The sequence below is a fragment of the Pseudomonas sp. genome (genome assembly GCF_049590575.1).
Lineage (GTDB): Bacteria > Pseudomonadota > Gammaproteobacteria > Pseudomonadales > Pseudomonadaceae > Aquipseudomonas.
Genome location: NZ_JBAWDE010000021.1, coordinates 17566 through 35485 on the forward strand (window position 1 = coordinate 17566; position 17920 = coordinate 35485).

Consider the following 17920-nt stretch of genomic DNA (forward strand, 5'->3'; position numbering starts at 1 on the left):
CGGTCTTTGAGGTAAACCGAGGTGATGCTAACGCAGGCAAGCCAGCTCGCACATTTTTGCGTGGGTGTCTTCAGTGACTCAGCCAGCGGAGCTGTAACGGCGTACGCCGGAGTCGGTTTTAGGAATCTGCGCGGCGGTGCTGCCCGAGGCCTGGAACAGCACCAGATGTTCAGCCGCCACCCGAATGCCCACGTCCACACCTACCGGGTGGTCTGCGTGGCTGGGGAAGATCGACTCCAACTGCGCACCCGTCGGCAGTTGCAGGCGATACAAGGTCGACGCGCCGAGGAATGTCTTGCCGACTATCCGTGCTTTCAATGCGCTGTCCGGCGCATACACGATGTCATCCGGGCGCAGCAGCACATCCACCGCGCCGCCGGTCGGCCAGGCGTAGGCACGATTGCCGCGCAGATCGCCCAGCTCGGTACTTACCGATTCGGGTGAGCTCAGTCGGCCACGGATGAAATAACCTTGGCCGATAAAACTCGCAACATACGGCGTCTGCGGTTCGTGGTAGAGGTTATAGGGCGTGTCCCACTGCTCCAGCCGGCCTTCCTTGAACACACCGACCTGATCACTTACGGCGAACGCCTCTTCCTGATCATGGGTGACCAGGATCGCACTGGTGCCGCGTGCCTTGAGGATCTCGCGCACCTCATGGCTGAGCTTGCGCCGCAGCTCGCCGTCGAGGTTGGAGAAGGGTTCGTCCAGCAGTAGCAGCTGGGGTTCCGGCGCCAATGCACGGGCCAGGGCCACACGCTGTTGCTGGCCGCCTGAAAGCTCGTGGGGAAAGCGTTTGCCGAGGTTCTTCAGGTTGACCAGTTCCAGCAGTTCAGCGACTACACGGTCTTTTTTCGGGTGCTTGCGAATGCCGAACGCGATGTTGTCGGCCACGCTCAGGTGCGGAAACAGTGCGTAGTCCTGGAACACCATGCCGATCCGACGTTTCTCCGGGGCCAGGGTGAACCCGGAGCTGGAGATGACTTCACCGGCCAGGCTGATTTCGCCTTCGTGCACCGGCTCAAAGCCGGCGATCGCGCGCAGGGTGGTGGTCTTGCCGCAGCCCGAAGAGCCGAGCAGGCAGCCGATGTCGCCGGCATCGAGGTGCAGGTTGAGGTTCTGCACCACCCGTTGATCTTGATAGCCGCATGCCAGATTGCGCAGGTTCAGCAGTAATGGCTGGCTCATGCGTGGTGGTACGACGGCGGAACGAGAAATTCGAGCAGGGCCTTTTGCGCGTGCAGGCGGTTTTCAGCCTGGTCCCACGCCACCGAGCGCTGATCGTCGAGCAGGTCGAGGCTGATTTCCTCGCCACGGTGAGCCGGCAGACAGTGCATGAACAGCACGTCCGGCGCGGCCTGGTCGAGCAGGGCACGGGTGACCTGAAACGGCGCGAACAGGGCCAGGCGCTTGGCGGTTTCTTCTTCCTGGCCCATGGAGGTCCAGACGTCGGTGCTGACCAGGTGCGCGCCGACCACCGCGTCCTGCGGGTTGCGTACCAACGTCACACGGTCGCCAGCCAATGCGAGGAAGCGCGCGTCCGGCTCGTAGCCTTCAGGACAAGCGATGCGCAGTTGGAAGTCGAACTGGATCGCCGCTTCTATATAGCTGTTGCACATGTTGTTGCCGTCGCCGATCCAGGCCACGGTCTTGCCCTGGATCGAGCCGCGGTGCTCGAGGAAGGTTTGCATGTCGGCCAGCAACTGGCAGGGGTGCAGGTCATCGGACAGGCCGTTGATCACCGGCACGCGCGAGTGGGCGGCAAATTCGGTCACGGTGCTGTGGGCAAAGGTACGGATCATCACCGCGTCGAGCATGCTCGACATCACAATGGCGCTGTCGGCGATGGTCTCGCCACGGCCCAGCTGGGTATCGCGCGACGACAGGAAAATGGCCTGGCCGCCCAGTTGGATCATGCCGGCTTCAAACGAAACGCGGGTGCGGGTCGACGACTTCTCGAAAATCATCCCGAGCACGCGGTTTTTCAAAGGCTCGAACAATACGCCGCGGTTACGCAGGTCTTTAAGCTCAATGCCTCGACGGATCACGCTGACCAGCTCTTCGGGCGTGCAATCCATCAGGGAGAGAAAGTGCCTTGCGCTCATCATTAACTACCTTTTTGCAACAGACCGCAGATACTCAAAGCCTTGTTTATTGTGACAACGGGCGAGACCTGCGGCGAAAGCCGCACGGGGCGACGAAATAGGGGAAGGCGCGATCTTATAATTAAATGTCGCGTCTTACCAATAGGGCTACGGTTTTTAGCGGTGTTCAAGAAGGGCGCACGAGCGCTTTTGAAGACGAAATCCACACAGCAGCGGGCCATTTGTACACTGGCGTCGCAACCTTTTGCAATGCGCGGGGGCGGGCACGGGCCAGGCTGTGTCGGTTTCAGCGGCTGTGCGGCAAGCTTCTGAAACATTTGCTCACGTTTGGCCATGGCCTGGCCTGATGCTTATCGATTCACGCGGCGAACGTTACTGGTGCCCGGCCGCGGCGCGGCCCATAGTCAGGCCAACGCCCAATAAAGAGACTGGCCATGACCAAGACTCTCCACCACCGTGCCTGCCATCTGTGTGAAGCCATCTGCGGCCTGACCCTGGAAACCACTCAAGCCGACGACGGCAGCCTGGCGATTACCTCAATCAAGGGCGATGCGCTGGATACCTTCAGCCGTGGGCATATCTGCCCCAAGGCCGTGGCCCTGCAGGACATCCAGAATGACCCGGACCGCCTGCACCAGCCGATGCTGCGAGTGGGCAGCGAATGGCAGCCGATCCCGTGGGAAGACGCCTTTGCGCTGGTAGCCGAAAGGCTCGCGGGCATACAGGCACGGCATGGCCAAAATGCGGTGGCGGTGTACCAGGGCAACCCCAGCGTGCACAACTATGGGCTGATGACCCACAGCAACTACTTCCTGGGTCAGCTCAAGACGCGCAACCGCTTTTCCGCGACCTCGGTGGACCAGTTGCCGCATCACCTCACCAGCTATTTGATGTACGGGCACGGGCTGCTGCTGCCGATCCCGGACATCGATCACACCGACTTCATGCTGATCCTGGGCGGCAACCCGCTGGCGTCCAATGGCAGCATCATGACCGTGCCCGATGTGGAGAAGCGCCTCAAGGCGATCCAGGCGCGGGGCGGTAAAGTGGTGGTGGTCGACCCACGGCGCAGCGAGACGGCAGCGATTGCCGACCAGCACATTTTCGTACGGCCGGGCGGCGACGCGGCGCTGCTGTTTGGCGTGCTCAACACCTTGTTCAGCGAGAGCCTGACCCGCGAAACGCACCTGCCGGTCGACGGCCTTGAGGAGGTGCGCCGCGCCATCGCCGGATTCACCGCCGACGCCATGAGCCGCCAATGTGCGGTGCCGGCCGAGCAGATCCGCCAGCTGGCACGGGACTTTGCTGCGGCGGACAAGGCCGTATGCTACGGGCGCATGGGTGTATCGACCCAAGCGTTCGGCACGCTGTGCCACTGGCTGGTGCAGTTGATCAACCTGGTGACCGGCAACCTCGACCGTGTCGGCGGCGCGTTGTGCACCACGCCGGCAGTGGACCTGGTAGCGTCCACCGGTGGCGGGCATTTCAATCGCTGGCAGAGCCGGGTTTCCGGGCGGCCGGAGTACGGCGGCGAGCTGCCCGTGTCGGCCCTGGCGGAAGAAATGCTGACCGCGGGCGAAGGGCAGATCCGCGCCCTGGTGACGGTGGCGGGCAACCCGGTGTTGTCGACGCCTAACGGTCGTCAGCTGGAGCAGGCCTTGGATGGGCTGGAGTTCATGGTCAGCATCGATCTGTATATCAACGAGACGACGCGCTACGCCGACCTGATCCTGCCGTCCACCTCGGCGCTGGAAAACGATCACTACGACACCACGTTCAATATGTTCGCAGTGCGCAACGTCACCCGCTTCAATCGCGCGATCTTGCCCAAGCCGGCAGGTGCTCTGCATGACTGGGAAATTTTTGTCGGCTTGGCCCAAGCGTTTGCTGCGCAGACCGGCGCCGCGCTCAAGCCCACCATGCCTCCGGCACAGATGATCGATTTCGGGCTGCGTGCCGGCGCTTATGGCGACGCGTCCACCCACAAACTGTCGCTGACGATGCTGGCGGATCACCCGCATGGCGTGGACCTGGGCCCGCTCAAACCCAACCTGGCCGCCCGCTTGAAAACCGCTGATGGCAAGGTGCAGGCGGCGCCGGCAGTGATCCTCGCGGACCTGGCGCGGTTCGCGGCGCAGCCTGTGCCAGTGGCCGACGAGCTGTTACTGATTGGCCGTCGTCATGTGCGCAGTAATAATTCCTGGATGCATAACTATCATCGGCTGGTGAAAGGCAAACCTCGGCACCAGTTGCTGATGCACCCGGATGACCTGGCCAGCCGGCGGCTGAATGATGGCCAGCGCGTGCGCGTGAGTTCGCGCATTGGCATGATTGAGGTTGAAGTGCTGGCCAGCCTGGACATGATGCCCGGCGTGGTCAGTCTGCCACACGGCTGGGGGCATGGCCGCCCGGGCGTGCAGATGGGCATCGCCAGCGCGCAGCCCGGAGCGAGTGCGAATGACTTGACCGACGAGCGGCAATTGGATGAATTGTCTGGAAACGCGGCGCTGAATGGCGTGCCGGTGCAGGTGGCGGCCGCTTAAGGCTCGAGCACCGCACTGGAATTTTGCGTTACAATGCGCCACCGTGCCGACCTGTGAGTCGCAAAGTTCCAGCCGAGGTGTTCCATGGATATCATCGAAACGATCAAAGAGCAGATTGCCAACAACACCATTCTGCTTTACATGAAGGGCGCCCCGAACGCTCCTCAGTGCGGTTTCTCCGCGAAGGCGTCCCAGGCCATCATGGCGTGTGGCGAAAAATTCGCCTACGTGGATATCCTGCAGAACCCTGAAATCCGCGCCAACCTGCCGAAGTACGCCAACTGGCCGACTTTCCCACAACTGTGGGTAGCCGGTGAGCTGGTCGGCGGTAGCGACATCATCACCGAAATGGCGGCTGACGGTTCGCTGCAAGCGCTGATCAAAGAAGCAGCGGCAAACGCGGCAGCCAAGACTGACGCGTGATGCAGACGTAAAAAAGCCCCGCTTCTCATCAGAGAGCGGGGCTTTTTTGTACCTGCGCGTGGAGGCTTATTCGCCCATCTGCGACTGCAGGTAATTTTCCAGGCTGACTTTGTCGATCAGGCCCAGCTGGGTTTCCAGCCAGTCGATATGCTCTTCCTGGTCTTCGAGGATGTCTTCCAGCAGTTCACGGCTGCCGAAGTCGCCCTTGGTTTCGCAGTGCGCGATGGCGGCCTTGAGGTCGCTGTGGCTCTTGCGTTCAAAGCCCAGGTCGCTGCTGATCATTTCCTGGGTGTGCTCGCCGATGTTCAGCTTGCCCAGGTCCTGCACGTTCGGCAGGCCTTCCAGGAACAGGATGCGCTTGATCAGCGCGTCGGCGTCCTTCATGGCTTTGATGGATTCTTTGTATTCACGTTTGCCGAGCTTTTCCAGGCCCCAATCGTCATACATGCGTGCATGCAGAAAGTACTGATTGATCGCGACCAGTTCATTGGCAAGGATTTTGTTGAGTTGCTGGATGACTGAGATGTCGCCTTTCATGACTGGGGTCCTGCCCTGTAATAGCTGTGTATAAGGCGGAGTTTGAGCGGCGAATTCCCTAGTGTCAAACCTAAGTTATTGAATAATAAATGAAAATTAATCGGAATAAGAATGTTTGTGTTCCGCGTCTTGGCGCTAACTAATTGAATTACGGGCATAAAAAAACCGGACACTAGGTCCGGTTCTTTAAAACACGCCTATTTAGGCGTGTGTAAATTCTGCTGAGTAGGGGAGCGCGGCCTGGGCTGTCTGCAGCTGCGTCAGTGTTTCCCGTACCACTTGCTTGGCGAGGCAAGCACATTTGCCACACTGGCTGGCAACGCCGGTGGTTTCACGCACTTCCTTGTAGCTGCAGCAACCTTCGTAGATTGCTTCGCGGATTTGTCCGTCGGTGACGCCGGTACACAGGCACACATACATAAGGGAGAACCGTCGCGGGTTTAAGGCTTAAGTGCGATGGATCTTAATGTTAACGAGAATGATTGTCAAAGTAGTTCTGGGGCTGTCCCGGCATAATGATCGTCCTCTGACGAACGGTTTTTTATCGAGGCGTGTATGATGGTCGGTCTTCACGAAGCGTGATCCCGTCACAGCGCTGTCGTTTACCCACGGCACACTGGATCGGGTCCTTTTACTTCAAGTCACCACCATCAGGAGATATCCAATGAGCGTACTCGTCGGCAAACAAGCCCCGGATTTCGACGTACCTGCCGTCCTCGGCAATGGCGAAATCGTTGACAGCTTCAAACTGTCTGAAGCCATCAAAGGCAAATACGGCCTGGTATTCTTCTACCCACTGGACTTCACCTTTGTCTGCCCTTCGGAGCTGATCGCTCTGGACCACCGCATGGACGATTTCAAGGCGCGTAATGTTGAAGTGGTTGCCGTATCCATCGACTCCCATTTCACCCACAACGCCTGGCGCAACACCGCCATCAATGATGGCGGCATCGGCAAGGTCAAATACACCATGGCTGCCGACATGAAGCACGACATCGCCAAGGCCTACGACGTTGAGTCCGAAGGCGGCGTGGCGTTCCGTGGCGCGTTCCTGATCGACGACAAGGGCGTTGTGCGTTCGCAGATCATCAACGACCTGCCGCTGGGCCGTAACATGGAAGAGCTGATCCGCCTGGTCGATGCTCTGCAATTCCACGAAGAGCACGGCGAAGTCTGCCCTGCCAACTGGAAAAAAGGCGACAAAGGCATGACCGCTTCCACCGAAGGTGTTGCGGCTTACCTGACCGAGAACGCCGGCAAGCTGTAAGCCCCGTTCGAAGCAAAAAAAACCGGCCTGTGAGGGCCGGTTTTTTTATGCGCGGGATTCAACTTCAGTCGTTGAAGTCTTCCCATCCGCCCATCTGCTTCCAGCGGTTGACGATGCCGCAGAACAGCTCGGCCGTCTTTTCGGTGTCGTAGCGGGCCGAGTGGGCTTCACGCCCGTCGAAGTCGATACCGGCCGCCTGGCAGGCTTTCGCCAGTACGGTCTGGCCATACGCCAGGCCTGCGAGGGTGGCGGTGTCGAAGCTGGAGAACGGGTGAAACGGGTTGCGCTTCATGTCCAGGCGCGCCACGGCGGCATTCAAAAAGCCCAGGTCGAAGCTGCTGTTGTGGCCGACCAGGATCGCGCGTTTGCAGCCGTTGGCCTTCAACGCCTTGCGCACACCACGGAATATATCGGTCAGCGCCGCTTCTTCACTCACGGCCATGCGCAACGGATGGTCGAGCTTGATTCCGGTGAATTCCAGGGCCGCTGCTTCGATGTTCGCGCCTTCGAACGGCTCGACGCGGAAAAAGTGGGTGTGCTCCGGGAACACAAAACCCTGTTCGTCCATGCCAATGGTGGTCGCGGCGATTTCCAGCAGGGCGTCGGTGGCGCAGTTGAAGCCACCGGTCTCTACGTCGATGACAACCGGCAGATAGCCGCGAAAACGCTCGGCCATCGGGTGGCGGGAGCCGCCACCACTGTGCTCGTGTTCGTCGTCGTAATGGTCTTCACTCACTTGCTTTCCTCCAGCAGGCGCCAGCGCAGTGTTTCACCGGCGCGCAGCGGGATGACAGTCAGCTCGCCAAACGGCAGGCTGGCAGGGGCGGTCCAGTCTTCACGGACCAGGGTGATGCGGTCGGTATTCGCCGGCAGGCCGTAGAAACGCGGGCCATTCAGGCTGGCGAAAGCTTCGAGCTTGTCCAGGGCATTGCGTTGTTCGAATGCTTCGGCATACAGCTCGATGGCGGCATACGCGGTGTAGCAACCGGCACAGCCACACGCAGCTTCTTTAGCGTGCTGAGCGTGAGGCGCGGAGTCAGTGCCGAGGAAGAACTTCGGGCTGCCGCTGGTGGCGGCATCCAGCAGGGCCACCTGATGAGTGTTGCGCTTGAGGATCGGCAAGCAATAGAAGTGCGGCCGAATCCCACCCACCAGCATGTGGTTGCGGTTGTAGAGCAAATGATGCGCGGTGATGGTCGCGCCCACATTGGCCGAAGCCTCGCTGACAAACTGCACGGCGTCGGCGGTGGTGATGTGTTCAAACACCACTTTCAGGGTCGGGAACAGCTCGACCACGCGGCGCATATGCTCGTCGATAAAGATCTTCTCGCGGTCGAACACGTCGACGTCCCCGCGCGTCACTTCACCATGGATCAGCAGCGGCATGCCGACCTCAGCCATCGCTTCGATCGCGGGCAGGATCTTGTCGATACTGGTCACGCCGGAGTCGGAGTTGGTGGTCGCACCTGCCGGGTACAGCTTGGCGGCGTACACGAAGCCGCTGGCCTTGGCCTCGCGGATTTCCTCGGGCTGGGTGCGGTCGGTGAGGTAAAGCACCATCAACGGTTCGAAGCGGCTGCCGGCCGGTCGTGCAGCGAGGATACGCTGGCGATAGGCGTCGGCTTGCTCGGCATTACGCACCGGCGGTACCAGGTTGGGCATGATGATGGCGCGGCCAAACGTGCGCGCTACATCAGCCACGGTTTGGGGTAACGCAGCACCATCGCGAAGATGAATATGCCAGTCGTCGGGACGCAGCAGGGTCAGGCGGTCGGACATTGGGGATTCCAGGCGGGTCAATCTGGTGGGAATGCTACCGGAAAAGACTCTTGCAGGCACTCGCTATCAAGTTTTGCAGGATGCATCCGATAGCCTTTCGTATGCCTTATCGATGTATGACGCTTTGAAGTGTTGTAGAAACCAGTGGAGCCTCCCGTGCGCCAGCATTATCTAGCCCTGCTCAGTGTGTTTGCCAGCCTGCCTGCGATGGCCCTCACGTTCCAGACTCGTCTGGAGAATATTGAGTGGAAGGTGGAAGGCGACCAGTTCGAGTGCCGACTGACCCAGCCGATCACCGATTTCGGCTCGGGTGAGTTCGTGCGCCGGGCCGGCGAGCAGGCGACATTTCGTCTGAAAGCCTATAACGGCGCGCTGGGCGCGGGCTCGGCCACCTTGTTGGCGGCGGCTGCGCCTTGGCAACCGGGGCGAGGGGATATCAACCTCGGCGCCGTGCGTGTCGGCAGCGGCGACGTACTCTTCAATAGCTCCCAGGCCCAGGCCGGGCGCTTGTTCGCCGGCCTGCTTGAAGGGCGTAGCCCGACGGTGCGGCATTACGGACGCGAAGGCGGCTATTCGGAAATTCGCCTGCTGCCGGTGAAATTCAACAAGGCCTTCAACGACTATCAACTGTGCACCACCAAGCTGCTGCCGATGAATTACGATCAGGTCAAACAAACCGAAGTCGGCTTTCCCGGTGGTGGTATCGAGCTGGACGCAGCCGCCAAGAAGAAGCTGGACGTGATTCTCGCGTTCATGAAGGCCGACCCCACGGTCAACCATATCGAGCTGAACGGGCATTCGGACAACAGCGGCAATCGCCTGACCAATCGCGATGTTTCGCGCCGCCGAGCATTGGCGGTCACGGACTATCTCAAGGCCAATGGCATTCCCGAAGCGCAGATCACCCTGCGCTTCCACGGCGAAAGCTACCCGCTGGCGCCCAACACCAGCGCCGCCAATCGGGCGCGCAACCGTCGGGTGAATATTCAGCTGGAACGGGTGGCCGTCCCCGAGAAACCGGCACCTCAGGCGGCAGGCCCGAGCAATCCGGCACACACTTCATAAACGGCGACCATCGGTCGCCCGCTCGACATAATCTGTCGCTTTATCTTCATTTGCTGTCGCGCCCCTGTAAATTCACGGTTTTGGTCGGTAGAATCGACGGCTTTCCGTACAACCCCGTGGAGTGATGGCATGGCCGACGTAAACAAGGTCGTTCTCGCGTATTCCGGCGGCCTGGACACTTCGGTGATCCTCAAGTGGCTGCAGGATACTTATAACTGTGAAGTGGTGACCTTCACCGCTGACCTGGGTCAGGGCGAAGAGGTCGAACCTGCACGCGCCAAGGCGCAAGCCATGGGCGTGAAAGAGGTCTACATTGACGACCTGCGCGAAGAATTCGTCCGCGATTTCGTCTTCCCGATGTTTCGCGCCAACACCGTCTACGAAGGCGAGTACCTGCTGGGTACTTCCATCGCACGTCCGCTGATCGCCAAGCGCCTGATCGAAATCGCCAACGAAACCGGCGCCGACGCCATTTCCCATGGCGCGACCGGCAAAGGCAACGACCAGGTGCGTTTCGAACTGGGCGCCTACGCCCTCAAGCCAGGCGTGAAAGTGATTGCCCCGTGGCGTGAATGGGACCTGCTGTCCCGTGAAAAGCTGATGGATTACGCTGAAAAGCACGCAATCCCGATCGAGCGCCACGGCAAGAAGAAGTCCCCGTACTCAATGGACGCCAACCTGCTGCACATCTCCTATGAAGGCGGCGTGCTGGAAGACACGTGGACCGAGCACGAAGAAGACATGTGGAAATGGACCGTCTCCCCGGAGAACGCTCCTGACAAGCCGCAGTACCTGGAACTGACCTACCGCAACGGCGACATCGTCGCACTGGACGGCGTCGAGATGACCCCGGCCACCGTGCTGGCGACCCTCAACCGTATCGGCGGCGAACACGGCATCGGCCGTCTCGACATCGTCGAGAACCGCTACGTGGGCATGAAGTCCCGCGGCTGCTACGAAACTCCGGGCGGCACCATCATGCTGCGCGCTCACCGCGCCATCGAATCGATCACCCTGGACCGCGAAGTGGCTCACCTCAAAGATGAGTTGATGCCCAAGTACGCCAGCCTGATCTACACCGGCTACTGGTGGAGCCCAGAGCGCCTGATGCTGCAACAGATGATCGACGCTTCCCAAGTCCACGTGAACGGCGTTGTGCGCCTCAAGCTGTACAAGGGCAACGTGATCGTCACCGGGCGCAAATCCGATGAGTCGCTGTTCGACGCCAACATTGCCACCTTCGAAGAAGATGGCGGCGCCTACAACCAGGCTGACGCAGCGGGCTTTATCAAGTTAAATGCACTGCGCATGCGCATTGCCGCCAACAAGGGCCGCAAGTTGTTCTGAGTGTTCCAGATGCTGTGAAAAAATGGCCCCTTTTTCAAGGGGCCATTTTTTTTGCCGGTATATAAGCGACATTGCATTCATGTTTATAAGTGTTTAAAGCTCGGTGGAGCTTTGATATTTAAAAAAATCGACACGTAATACTTGCCTGTTTTTATGGCGATGAACGAATTATTTACACCTGAGTAGGAACTATGTCTTACAGAAAATTCACACACATAAGTGCTGGATAGACATGAATGTCGAAAGTTCTGTAGGAAATTTGGAGTGTGAATGGATATGTCAAATGGAACTGAATTTCTCTGGACTTTGTTACCCGCCCGACCGTGGGGAAGCCGCAAGCAAGGGACATTTCCTGAAACTTGTGTGCGCTACGTTTACCACCTACCTCATATCCGCTGGATATTTCATTCAAAATATGTGCGATCAGGGAAAGGTCTGAAAGTCCCCATAAAACCCGACACATCAGAGTTAGCGTTTTTTTGTAGGCTAATTCCTAGCTGGTTGTAAGTTGGGTCTCTGCTTGCTCTAACTCGGGGGTGAATGCTATGCCAACTAGGAAACGACTAGGCTATTGTGTTTGCTCTGAATAATTCGAACAGCGAAATTGGACTTTCTCATGAATAAAGTGCTGATCGTGGATGATCATCCCGTCATTCGTCTTGCTGTGCGTATGCTAATGGAACGTCATGGTTACGAGGTCGTTGCCGAGACCGATAACGGTGTCGATGCGTTGCAACTTGCGCGCGAGCATATGCCGGACATTGTCATACTTGATATTGGAATTCCCAAGCTCGATGGTCTGGAAGTTATTTGCCGACTGTCTTCCGCCAAACAGCCAGCGCCGTTCAAGGTACTGGTGCTCACGTCGCAGGCGCCGGGCCATTTCTCCATGCGGTGCATGCAGGCAGGCGCCGCCGGTTACGTGTGCAAGCAACAGGACCTGACGGAGTTGCTGAGCGCCATAAAAGCGGTGCTTTCCGGCTACAGCTACTTTCCGAACCAGGCGCTGAACTCCGTGCGCTCGACCATGGGCAACGCCAGTGAGGCTGACATGGTCGAGCGCCTTTCAGGTCGGGAGATGATGGTGTTGCAACAGCTGGCGCGTGGCAAAACCAACAAGGAGATTGCTGACGGCATGTTCCTCAGCAACAAAACCGTCAGCACCTACAAGACGCGTTTGCTGCTCAAGCTCAATGCGCGCTCACTGGTGGACCTGATCGAACTGGCCCAGCGCAACGGCCTGGTATAGAGGAGGGTTGCAACCAGAGGTGTCCCGGCATGAAAAAGCCTCCGTAAAGGAGGCTTCCGGCCGTTGCAGGCTCTATCAGAGGTCGAAGTCGTAGTCGGCCAGCTGTTTTTGCAAGCGTCGCTCTTCCAGGAGATTGTCGATAGTGCGGCGTTTGCTTAAATTGGTCTTGGCTACCTCTACCACAGGTGCTTCAGCCCCATCGTCATCCGACTCAACAAGGTCGTCATCCGCTTCCAGTTGTTCTTTGCCAGTGCTCATAAGGTTAACTCCGGGCTAAGACTGCCGTTGGCGCTCCTTATAACGATAATCCATGGTCGGGTAAAAAAGATTTTTTCAATCGACTGATCGAGAAAACCAATGAGCTCTCAATCGTCAGAGGTTTTGTCCTTGTATTCGCACAGGTCCTCGATCCGGCAACTGCCGCAGCGTGGCTTGCGCGCCTGGCAAACATAGCGTCCATGAAGGATCAGCCAATGGTGGGAATCGAGCAGATAGGGTTTGGGGACGAACTTCATCAGTTGCTTTTCCACCTCAACCACATTCTTGCCGCGGGCAATGCCGGTACGGTTACTGACCCGAAAAATGTGCGTGTCCACGGCCATGGTCAATTGCCGGAACGCGGTGTTGAGCACCACGTTGGCGGTTTTGCGACCGACCCCTGGCAGCGCCTCTAGAGCTTCACGGGTTTGTGGTACTTCGCTGCCGTGCAGTTCGATCAGCAGGCGGCACGTTTCGATAACGTTCTTGGCCTTGCTGTTGTACAACCCAATGGTCTTGATGTAATGCGACAACCCATCGACACCCAGGGCGTAGATCGCCTCCGGGGTGTTCGCCACCGGGTACAGCTTCGCCGTAGCCTTGTTGACGCCAACGTCCGTGGATTGGGCCGAGAGGATCACCGCAATCAGCAACTCGAACGGCGTGGAGTAGGCCAGCTCAGTCTTGGGTTCCGGATTGTCTTCGTGAAACCTGCGGAAAATTTCCAGGCGTTTTGCAGCGTTCATGGGGCAGGCGTTTCCTTGCAAGCGGTCAACATGATGGTGAAGTAAGGGCCAGAAATAACCGCAGCAGGATAAACCATCATCAGCATGCCGGGCAGCGCCTGGTGCGGGTCAACTGGCGAGAGGGGCATCGACCTGGCGCTGCGCCGCTTCCAGCGCTTGTTCCGCCGCTTCGAACTGCTGCTGCAGGACAATCAACTGCGACTGTTGCTCAAAGGTTGGTGGGTGACCAAATGCCTTCAACGATTTGTGCAGTTGAGCGCGACTCATAGCGACCGTGATTTTGGCTTTCTTGACCGCTGCATCCCTGGTTGTCTGAGCCGTGTCGGCCGGCACAGGCACGACAGGCACCTCGCGCTTGGCGCGTGCCAGGCGTTCGGCAAGCTTGTGCGCTTCTTCCCGTTGCAGGCGTGCATTGCGTTGTTCATAGCGCCGCCGCGCTCGGTCACGCTTGAGGCCACGTTCATGCCGTTCTTCATCGTTGGCCGCCACGCCGCCCACGATCGGCAGCACGCTGATCGCAGGGCGCATCTCAATGCAGTCGACGGGGCAGGGCGCGACGCACAGGTCGCAACCGGTGCATTCGTCCATGATCACGGTGTGCATCAGCTTGGCGGCGCCGACAATCGCATCCACCGGGCAAGCCTGGATGCATTTGGTGCAACCGATGCACTCGGCCTCGCGGATGTAGGCAACCTGGGCGGGTGCTTCGCCGCGGCTAGTGTCCAGTTCCAGCACTGGCACGCGCAGCAGCTGCGCAAGCCCGGCGATGGTTTCCTGCCCACCGGGCGGGCACTTGTTGATCGCCTCGCCTTGGGCGATGCCCTCGGCGTAAGGCTTGCAGCCTGGGTGCCCGCACTTGCCGCATTGGGTCTGTGGCAGGAGTGCGTCGATGCGTTGAATCAGGGTCATGGAGTGATCAATGGCATGCCGGTTAAACAAACAGGGCCTGATTATCCGGCAAGCGGGAAGGGGGGACTAGCTGAAAAGCCCTGTCGCCGAGACGACAGGGCCGTTTTGCAGGCTTACTTGATGCGTTGCCCCGGCTTGGCGCCGCTGTCCGGGCTCAGCAGGTAGATTTCTTCACCACCAGGGCCAGCAGCCATCACCATGCCTTCGGAAATACCGAACTTCATTTTCCGTGGCTTGAGGTTGGCGATCATCATGGTCAGGCGGCCATCGAGCTTGGACGGGTCCGGGTAAGCACTCTTGATGCCCGAGAACACGTTGCGTTGTTCGTCACCGATATCCAGGGTCAGGCGCAATAGCTTGTCGGCGCCTTCTACGGCTTCGGCCTTGATGATCAGCGCGACGCGCAGGTCCACAGCGGCGAAGGCGTCGAACTCGATTTGCGGGGAAAGCGGGTCCTTGGCCAGTTCGCCGTTGCCGGCAGGTTTGGATTCTCCGGTGTCAGTCTGGCTGGCGACCAGGTCTTCTTTCGAAGCGTCGGTCATGGCCTGGACCTTGACCGGGTCGATGCGGGTCATCAGCGGCTTGAACTCGTTCAACTGATGGTTGCTGAGCCAGGTGGCGTGGTCGTTCCAGGTCAGCGGCGCGACGTTGAGGAACGCTTCGGCGTCTGCGGCCAGCAAAGGCAGCACCGGCTTGAGGAAAATCACCAGCTGGCGGAACAGGTTCACGCCCGTGGCGCAGATCGCCTGGACTTCAGCCTGCTTGCCTTCCTGCTTGTTCAGCGACCATGGGGCCTTGTCGGCGATCCAGGCGTTGGCGCGGTCGGCCAGGCCCATGATCTCGCGCATGGCGCGGGCAAAGTCGCGGGCTTCATAGGCGTCGGCAATGCTTGGCGCGGCGGCCAGGAACGCCTCGGTCAATTCCGGCGCGGCATTTTCAGCGACCATCAGCCCGGCGTTGCCCTTGTGGATAAACCCGGCGCAGCGGCTGGCGATGTTGACGACTTTGCCCACCAGGTCCGAGTTGACCTTCTGTACGAAGTCTTCCAGGTTGAGGTCGAGGTCGTCGACGCCACGCCCCAGTTTGGAAGCGTAGTAGTAGCGCAGGTATTCCGGCGACAGATGGTCCAGGTAAGTGCGCGCCTTGATAAAGGTGCCACGCGATTTGGACATTTTCTGGCCGTTGACTGTCAGGTAGCCGTGCACCGCGATGCCGGTTGGCTTGCGGTAGCCCGAGCCTTCGAGCATCGCCGGCCAGAACAGCGCGTGGAAATTCACGATGTCCTTGCCGATGAAGTGGTACAGCTCGGCGGTCGAATCCTTGTTCCAGAACGCGTCGAAGTCCAGCTCCGGCGTGCGGTCACAAAGGTTCTTGAAGCTGGCCATGTAGCCGATCGGCGCATCCAGCCACACGTAGAAATACTTGCCTGGCTCGTCGGGGATCTCGAAACCGAAGTACGGCGCATCGCGGGAAATGTCCCACTGCTGCAGGCCGGCATCCAGCCATTCGGCGATCTTGTTGGCCACGGCGTCCTGCAAGGTGCCGCTGCGGGTCCAGGTTTGCAGCATCTGCTGGAAATCCGGGAGCTTGAAGAAGAAGTGCTGGGAGTCCTTGAGCACAGGGGTGGCGCCGGAAATGGCTGATTTCGGGTTTTTCAAATCAGTCGGTGCGTAGGTGGCGCCACATTTCTCGCAGTTGTCGCCGTACTGGTCTTCGGTGCCGCATTTCGGGCAAGTGCCCTTGATGAAGCGGTCGGCCAGGAACATTTTCTTTTCCGGGTCGAAGTACTGCGTGATCGAGCGCGTGGCAATGTGCCCGGCGTCGCGCAGGCGTTTGTAGATCTGGCTCGACAGCTCGCGGTTTTCGTCGGAATGGGTCGAGTGGAAGTTGTCGAAATCCACCAGGAACTCGGCAAAGTCGGCGCTGTGTTCAGCCTGCACGTTGGCGATCAGTTGTTCCGGGGTGATCCCTTCCTTCTCGGCGCGCAACATGATGGCCGAACCGTGGGCGTCGTCCGCGCAGACATAAATACATTGATTGCCGCGATGCTTCTGGAAGCGCACCCACATATCGGTCTGGATGTACTCAAGCATATGGCCAAGATGGATCGAACCATTGGCATAGGGCAGGGCGCTGGTGACGAGGATCTTGCGTGGCTCGGACATGGGGCTCGGCTACTTGATGAAACGGAGGTCGGCCACTATAAAGCGCCGGGAAATTTATTTCACCCCGTGGCGGTGTTTCAGAATCCTCCATGCCTTCGAAAGCATGCCGCTGGGCGCCTGGAACGGTTAGGATAGCCGCCTGTTTCAGTCAGTCTTTTTTCGGGAGTAGCCCATGAGCGCCGTCAATCGCGCAGCGGTGGAAGCCGTTCTTCGCCAATACACCGACCCCTATTTGAACCAGGACCCGGTCAGCGCCGGCTGTGTACGCGCCATCGAGGTTGAGGGCGACCAGGTCTCGGTCCAGATGGAGCTGGGCTATGCCGCAGATCTATTCAAGAGCGGTTGGGCGCAGATGCTGCAAATGGCCATCGAAGGCCTGGACGGTGTGCGCTCGGCCACAGTCGACATCCGGTGCGTGATCGCCCCGCACAAGGCCCAGGCGCAGATCCCCGGCCTGGCCAACGTCAAGAACGTGGTCGCCGTCGCATCCGGCAAGGGCGGCGTGGGTAAGTCCACCACGGCGGCCAACCTGGCCCTGGCCCTGGCTCGTGAGGGCGCGCGTGTAGGCATTCTCGACGCCGACATTTATGGCCCGAGCCAGGGTGTGATGTTTGGCATAGCCGAAGGCACACGGCCCAAGGTCAAGGATCAGAAATGGTTCGTGCCGATCGAGTCGATGGGCGTGGAAGTCATGTCCATGGCCTTCCTCACCGATGACAACACGCCGATGGTTTGGCGCGGGCCGATGGTTTCCGGGGCTTTGTTGCAACTGGTCACCCAGACCGCCTGGAGCGACCTGGACTACCTGGTGATCGACATGCCGCCCGGCACCGGCGATATCCAGCTGACCCTGGCGCAGAAAGTCCCGGTGGCCGGCTCGGTGATCGTGACCACGCCCCAGGACCTGGCGCTGCTCGACGCCAGGAAAGGCGTGGAGATGTTTCGCAAGGTCAATATTCCGGTGCTCGGTGTAGTGGAAAACATGGCCGTGCACATCTGCTCCAACTGCGGACATGCCGAGCACCTGTTCGGTGAAGGCGGCGGCGAGAAGCTGGCGACCCAGTATGGGGTCGAATTGCTTGCCTCGTTGCCGCTGGCGATGGAGATTCGTGAGCAGGCTGATGGCGGCAAGCCCACTGTGGCGGCCGAGCCCGATGGGCAGATTGCTATGATCTATCAGGAGCTGGCCCGTCATGTCGGGGCGCGGATCGTCATGCAAGAGGCCGCCGCGCCCGCGATGCCGACCATCACCGTCAGCGACGACTGAGCCCCCTGAAGGATGAAAGCCTCGACCTTGTCGGGGCTTTTTTATGCGTGCCGGTCAGTCAATGGTTCTCAATGACGCGATTACGCAATTGCGCGTGTAAGCATTCGCTTACTTTTTCGTAAGTGTTTGGGTTTTTTGCCGGGTACAGACACCTCGAATTCGCTAGAGACTTTTCTATCTGATTGAAATACAACAATTATTTATATGCTATCAGACGTCAAAGCCCGACAACCCGCCGGTTGGATCCCATTGAACTTCCT

16 protein-coding genes and 1 pseudogene are annotated in these 17920 nt (G+C 59.3%); 7 read left to right on the top strand and 10 right to left on the bottom strand.

The window, feature by feature from the left end; translation table 11 throughout:
• Positions 1-78 precede the first annotated feature (78 nt).
• Both WBR57_RS01765 and argF read right to left on the bottom strand, forming a co-directional pair.
• Entirely contained in the window at positions 79-1188 is a 1110-nt protein-coding gene (locus WBR57_RS01765; RefSeq protein ID WP_424081564.1) for an ABC transporter ATP-binding protein, read from the bottom strand.
• On the bottom strand, positions 1185-2105 hold the full coding sequence (gene argF / locus WBR57_RS01770; RefSeq protein WP_424081566.1) for an ornithine carbamoyltransferase: 921 nt from the start codon (positions 2103-2105) through the stop codon (positions 1185-1187). The genes WBR57_RS01765 and argF overlap by 4 nt, the downstream gene beginning before the upstream one ends.
• Before the next feature lie 434 nt (positions 2106-2539).
• Between argF and WBR57_RS01775 the strand changes: the two genes are divergently transcribed.
• Both WBR57_RS01775 and grxD read left to right on the top strand, forming a co-directional pair.
• Complete coding sequence (locus WBR57_RS01775) at positions 2540-4648, top strand: molybdopterin oxidoreductase family protein (RefSeq protein WP_424081568.1); 2109 nt, start codon at positions 2540-2542, stop codon at positions 4646-4648.
• A gap of 84 nt (positions 4649-4732) precedes the next feature.
• Positions 4733-5071, top strand: coding sequence for a Grx4 family monothiol glutaredoxin (gene grxD, locus WBR57_RS01780; protein WP_056857625.1), 339 nt, complete (start codon positions 4733-4735; stop codon positions 5069-5071).
• Between the two features lie 66 nt (positions 5072-5137).
• Here the strand turns inward: grxD and bfr are convergent, their stop codons facing one another.
• A complete protein-coding gene (gene bfr / locus WBR57_RS01785) occupies positions 5138-5608 on the bottom strand; it encodes a bacterioferritin (protein ID WP_012722487.1) in 471 nt (156 codons plus the stop codon).
• 201 nt (positions 5609-5809) lie between these two features.
• Positions 5810-6028, bottom strand: a complete 219-nt coding sequence (locus WBR57_RS01790; protein WP_010564137.1) for a bacterioferritin-associated ferredoxin — start codon at positions 6026-6028, stop codon at positions 5810-5812.
• Between the two features lie 244 nt (positions 6029-6272).
• Between WBR57_RS01790 and WBR57_RS01795 the strand changes: the two genes are divergently transcribed.
• Positions 6273-6875 carry a peroxiredoxin gene (locus WBR57_RS01795; RefSeq protein WP_057724790.1) on the top strand — a complete coding sequence of 201 codons (603 nt, stop codon included), beginning with the start codon at positions 6273-6275 and terminating at the stop codon, positions 6873-6875.
• Positions 6876-6939: 64 nt separating this feature from the next.
• Here WBR57_RS01795 and rnt read toward each other — a convergent pair whose 3' ends face one another.
• Entirely contained in the window at positions 6940-7611 is a 672-nt protein-coding gene (gene rnt, locus WBR57_RS01800; RefSeq protein WP_010564138.1) for a ribonuclease T, read from the bottom strand.
• Positions 7608-8654 carry a dihydroorotase gene (gene pyrC / locus WBR57_RS01805; RefSeq protein ID WP_424081573.1) on the bottom strand — a complete coding sequence of 349 codons (1047 nt, stop codon included), beginning with the start codon at positions 8652-8654 and terminating at the stop codon, positions 7608-7610. Before pyrC ends, rnt begins: the two co-directional genes overlap by 4 nt.
• A gap of 156 nt (positions 8655-8810) precedes the next feature.
• On the opposite strand from pyrC, the gene WBR57_RS01810 reads away from it, so the two are divergent.
• The 3 genes from WBR57_RS01810 (at position 8811) to WBR57_RS01820 (ending at position 12315) form a co-directional block, all read left to right on the top strand.
• Positions 8811-9719: a flagellar protein MotY gene (locus WBR57_RS01810; RefSeq protein ID WP_424081575.1), complete on the top strand. Its 909-nt coding sequence runs from the start codon at positions 8811-8813 to the stop codon at positions 9717-9719.
• 129 nt (positions 9720-9848) lie between these two features.
• Positions 9849-11066, top strand: a complete 1218-nt coding sequence (locus WBR57_RS01815; RefSeq protein ID WP_424081576.1) for an argininosuccinate synthase — start codon at positions 9849-9851, stop codon at positions 11064-11066.
• A 616-nt stretch (positions 11067-11682) separates the two neighbouring features.
• Complete coding sequence (locus WBR57_RS01820; protein ID WP_122539733.1) at positions 11683-12315, top strand: response regulator transcription factor; 633 nt, start codon at positions 11683-11685, stop codon at positions 12313-12315.
• Between the two features lie 75 nt (positions 12316-12390).
• Here WBR57_RS01820 and WBR57_RS01825 read toward each other — a convergent pair whose 3' ends face one another.
• The 4 genes and pseudogenes from WBR57_RS01825 to metG form a co-directional block, all read right to left on the bottom strand.
• The gene (locus tag WBR57_RS01825) at positions 12391-12573 is read right to left on the bottom strand and encodes a PA3496 family putative envelope integrity protein (RefSeq protein WP_424081578.1); all 183 of its coding nucleotides are present in this window, start codon (positions 12571-12573) and stop codon (positions 12391-12393) included.
• A 107-nt stretch (positions 12574-12680) separates the two neighbouring features.
• Positions 12681-13319 (bottom strand): endonuclease III, encoded by a 639-nt coding sequence (gene nth, locus WBR57_RS01830; RefSeq protein WP_424081580.1) that lies wholly within the window; start codon positions 13317-13319, stop codon positions 12681-12683.
• Between the two features lie 138 nt (positions 13320-13457).
• Positions 13458-14228 (bottom strand): annotated as a pseudogene (rsxB, locus tag WBR57_RS01835) (electron transport complex subunit RsxB); the annotation flags it as partial.
• 113 nt (positions 14229-14341) lie between these two features.
• Positions 14342-16393, bottom strand: a complete 2052-nt coding sequence (metG, locus tag WBR57_RS01840) for a methionine--tRNA ligase (protein WP_424081582.1) — start codon at positions 16391-16393, stop codon at positions 14342-14344.
• 172 nt (positions 16394-16565) lie between these two features.
• Between metG and apbC the strand changes: the two genes are divergently transcribed.
• Positions 16566-17660: an iron-sulfur cluster carrier protein ApbC gene (apbC, locus tag WBR57_RS01845; RefSeq protein WP_424081584.1), complete on the top strand. Its 1095-nt coding sequence runs from the start codon at positions 16566-16568 to the stop codon at positions 17658-17660.
• The last annotated feature ends 260 nt before the right edge of the window (positions 17661-17920 follow it).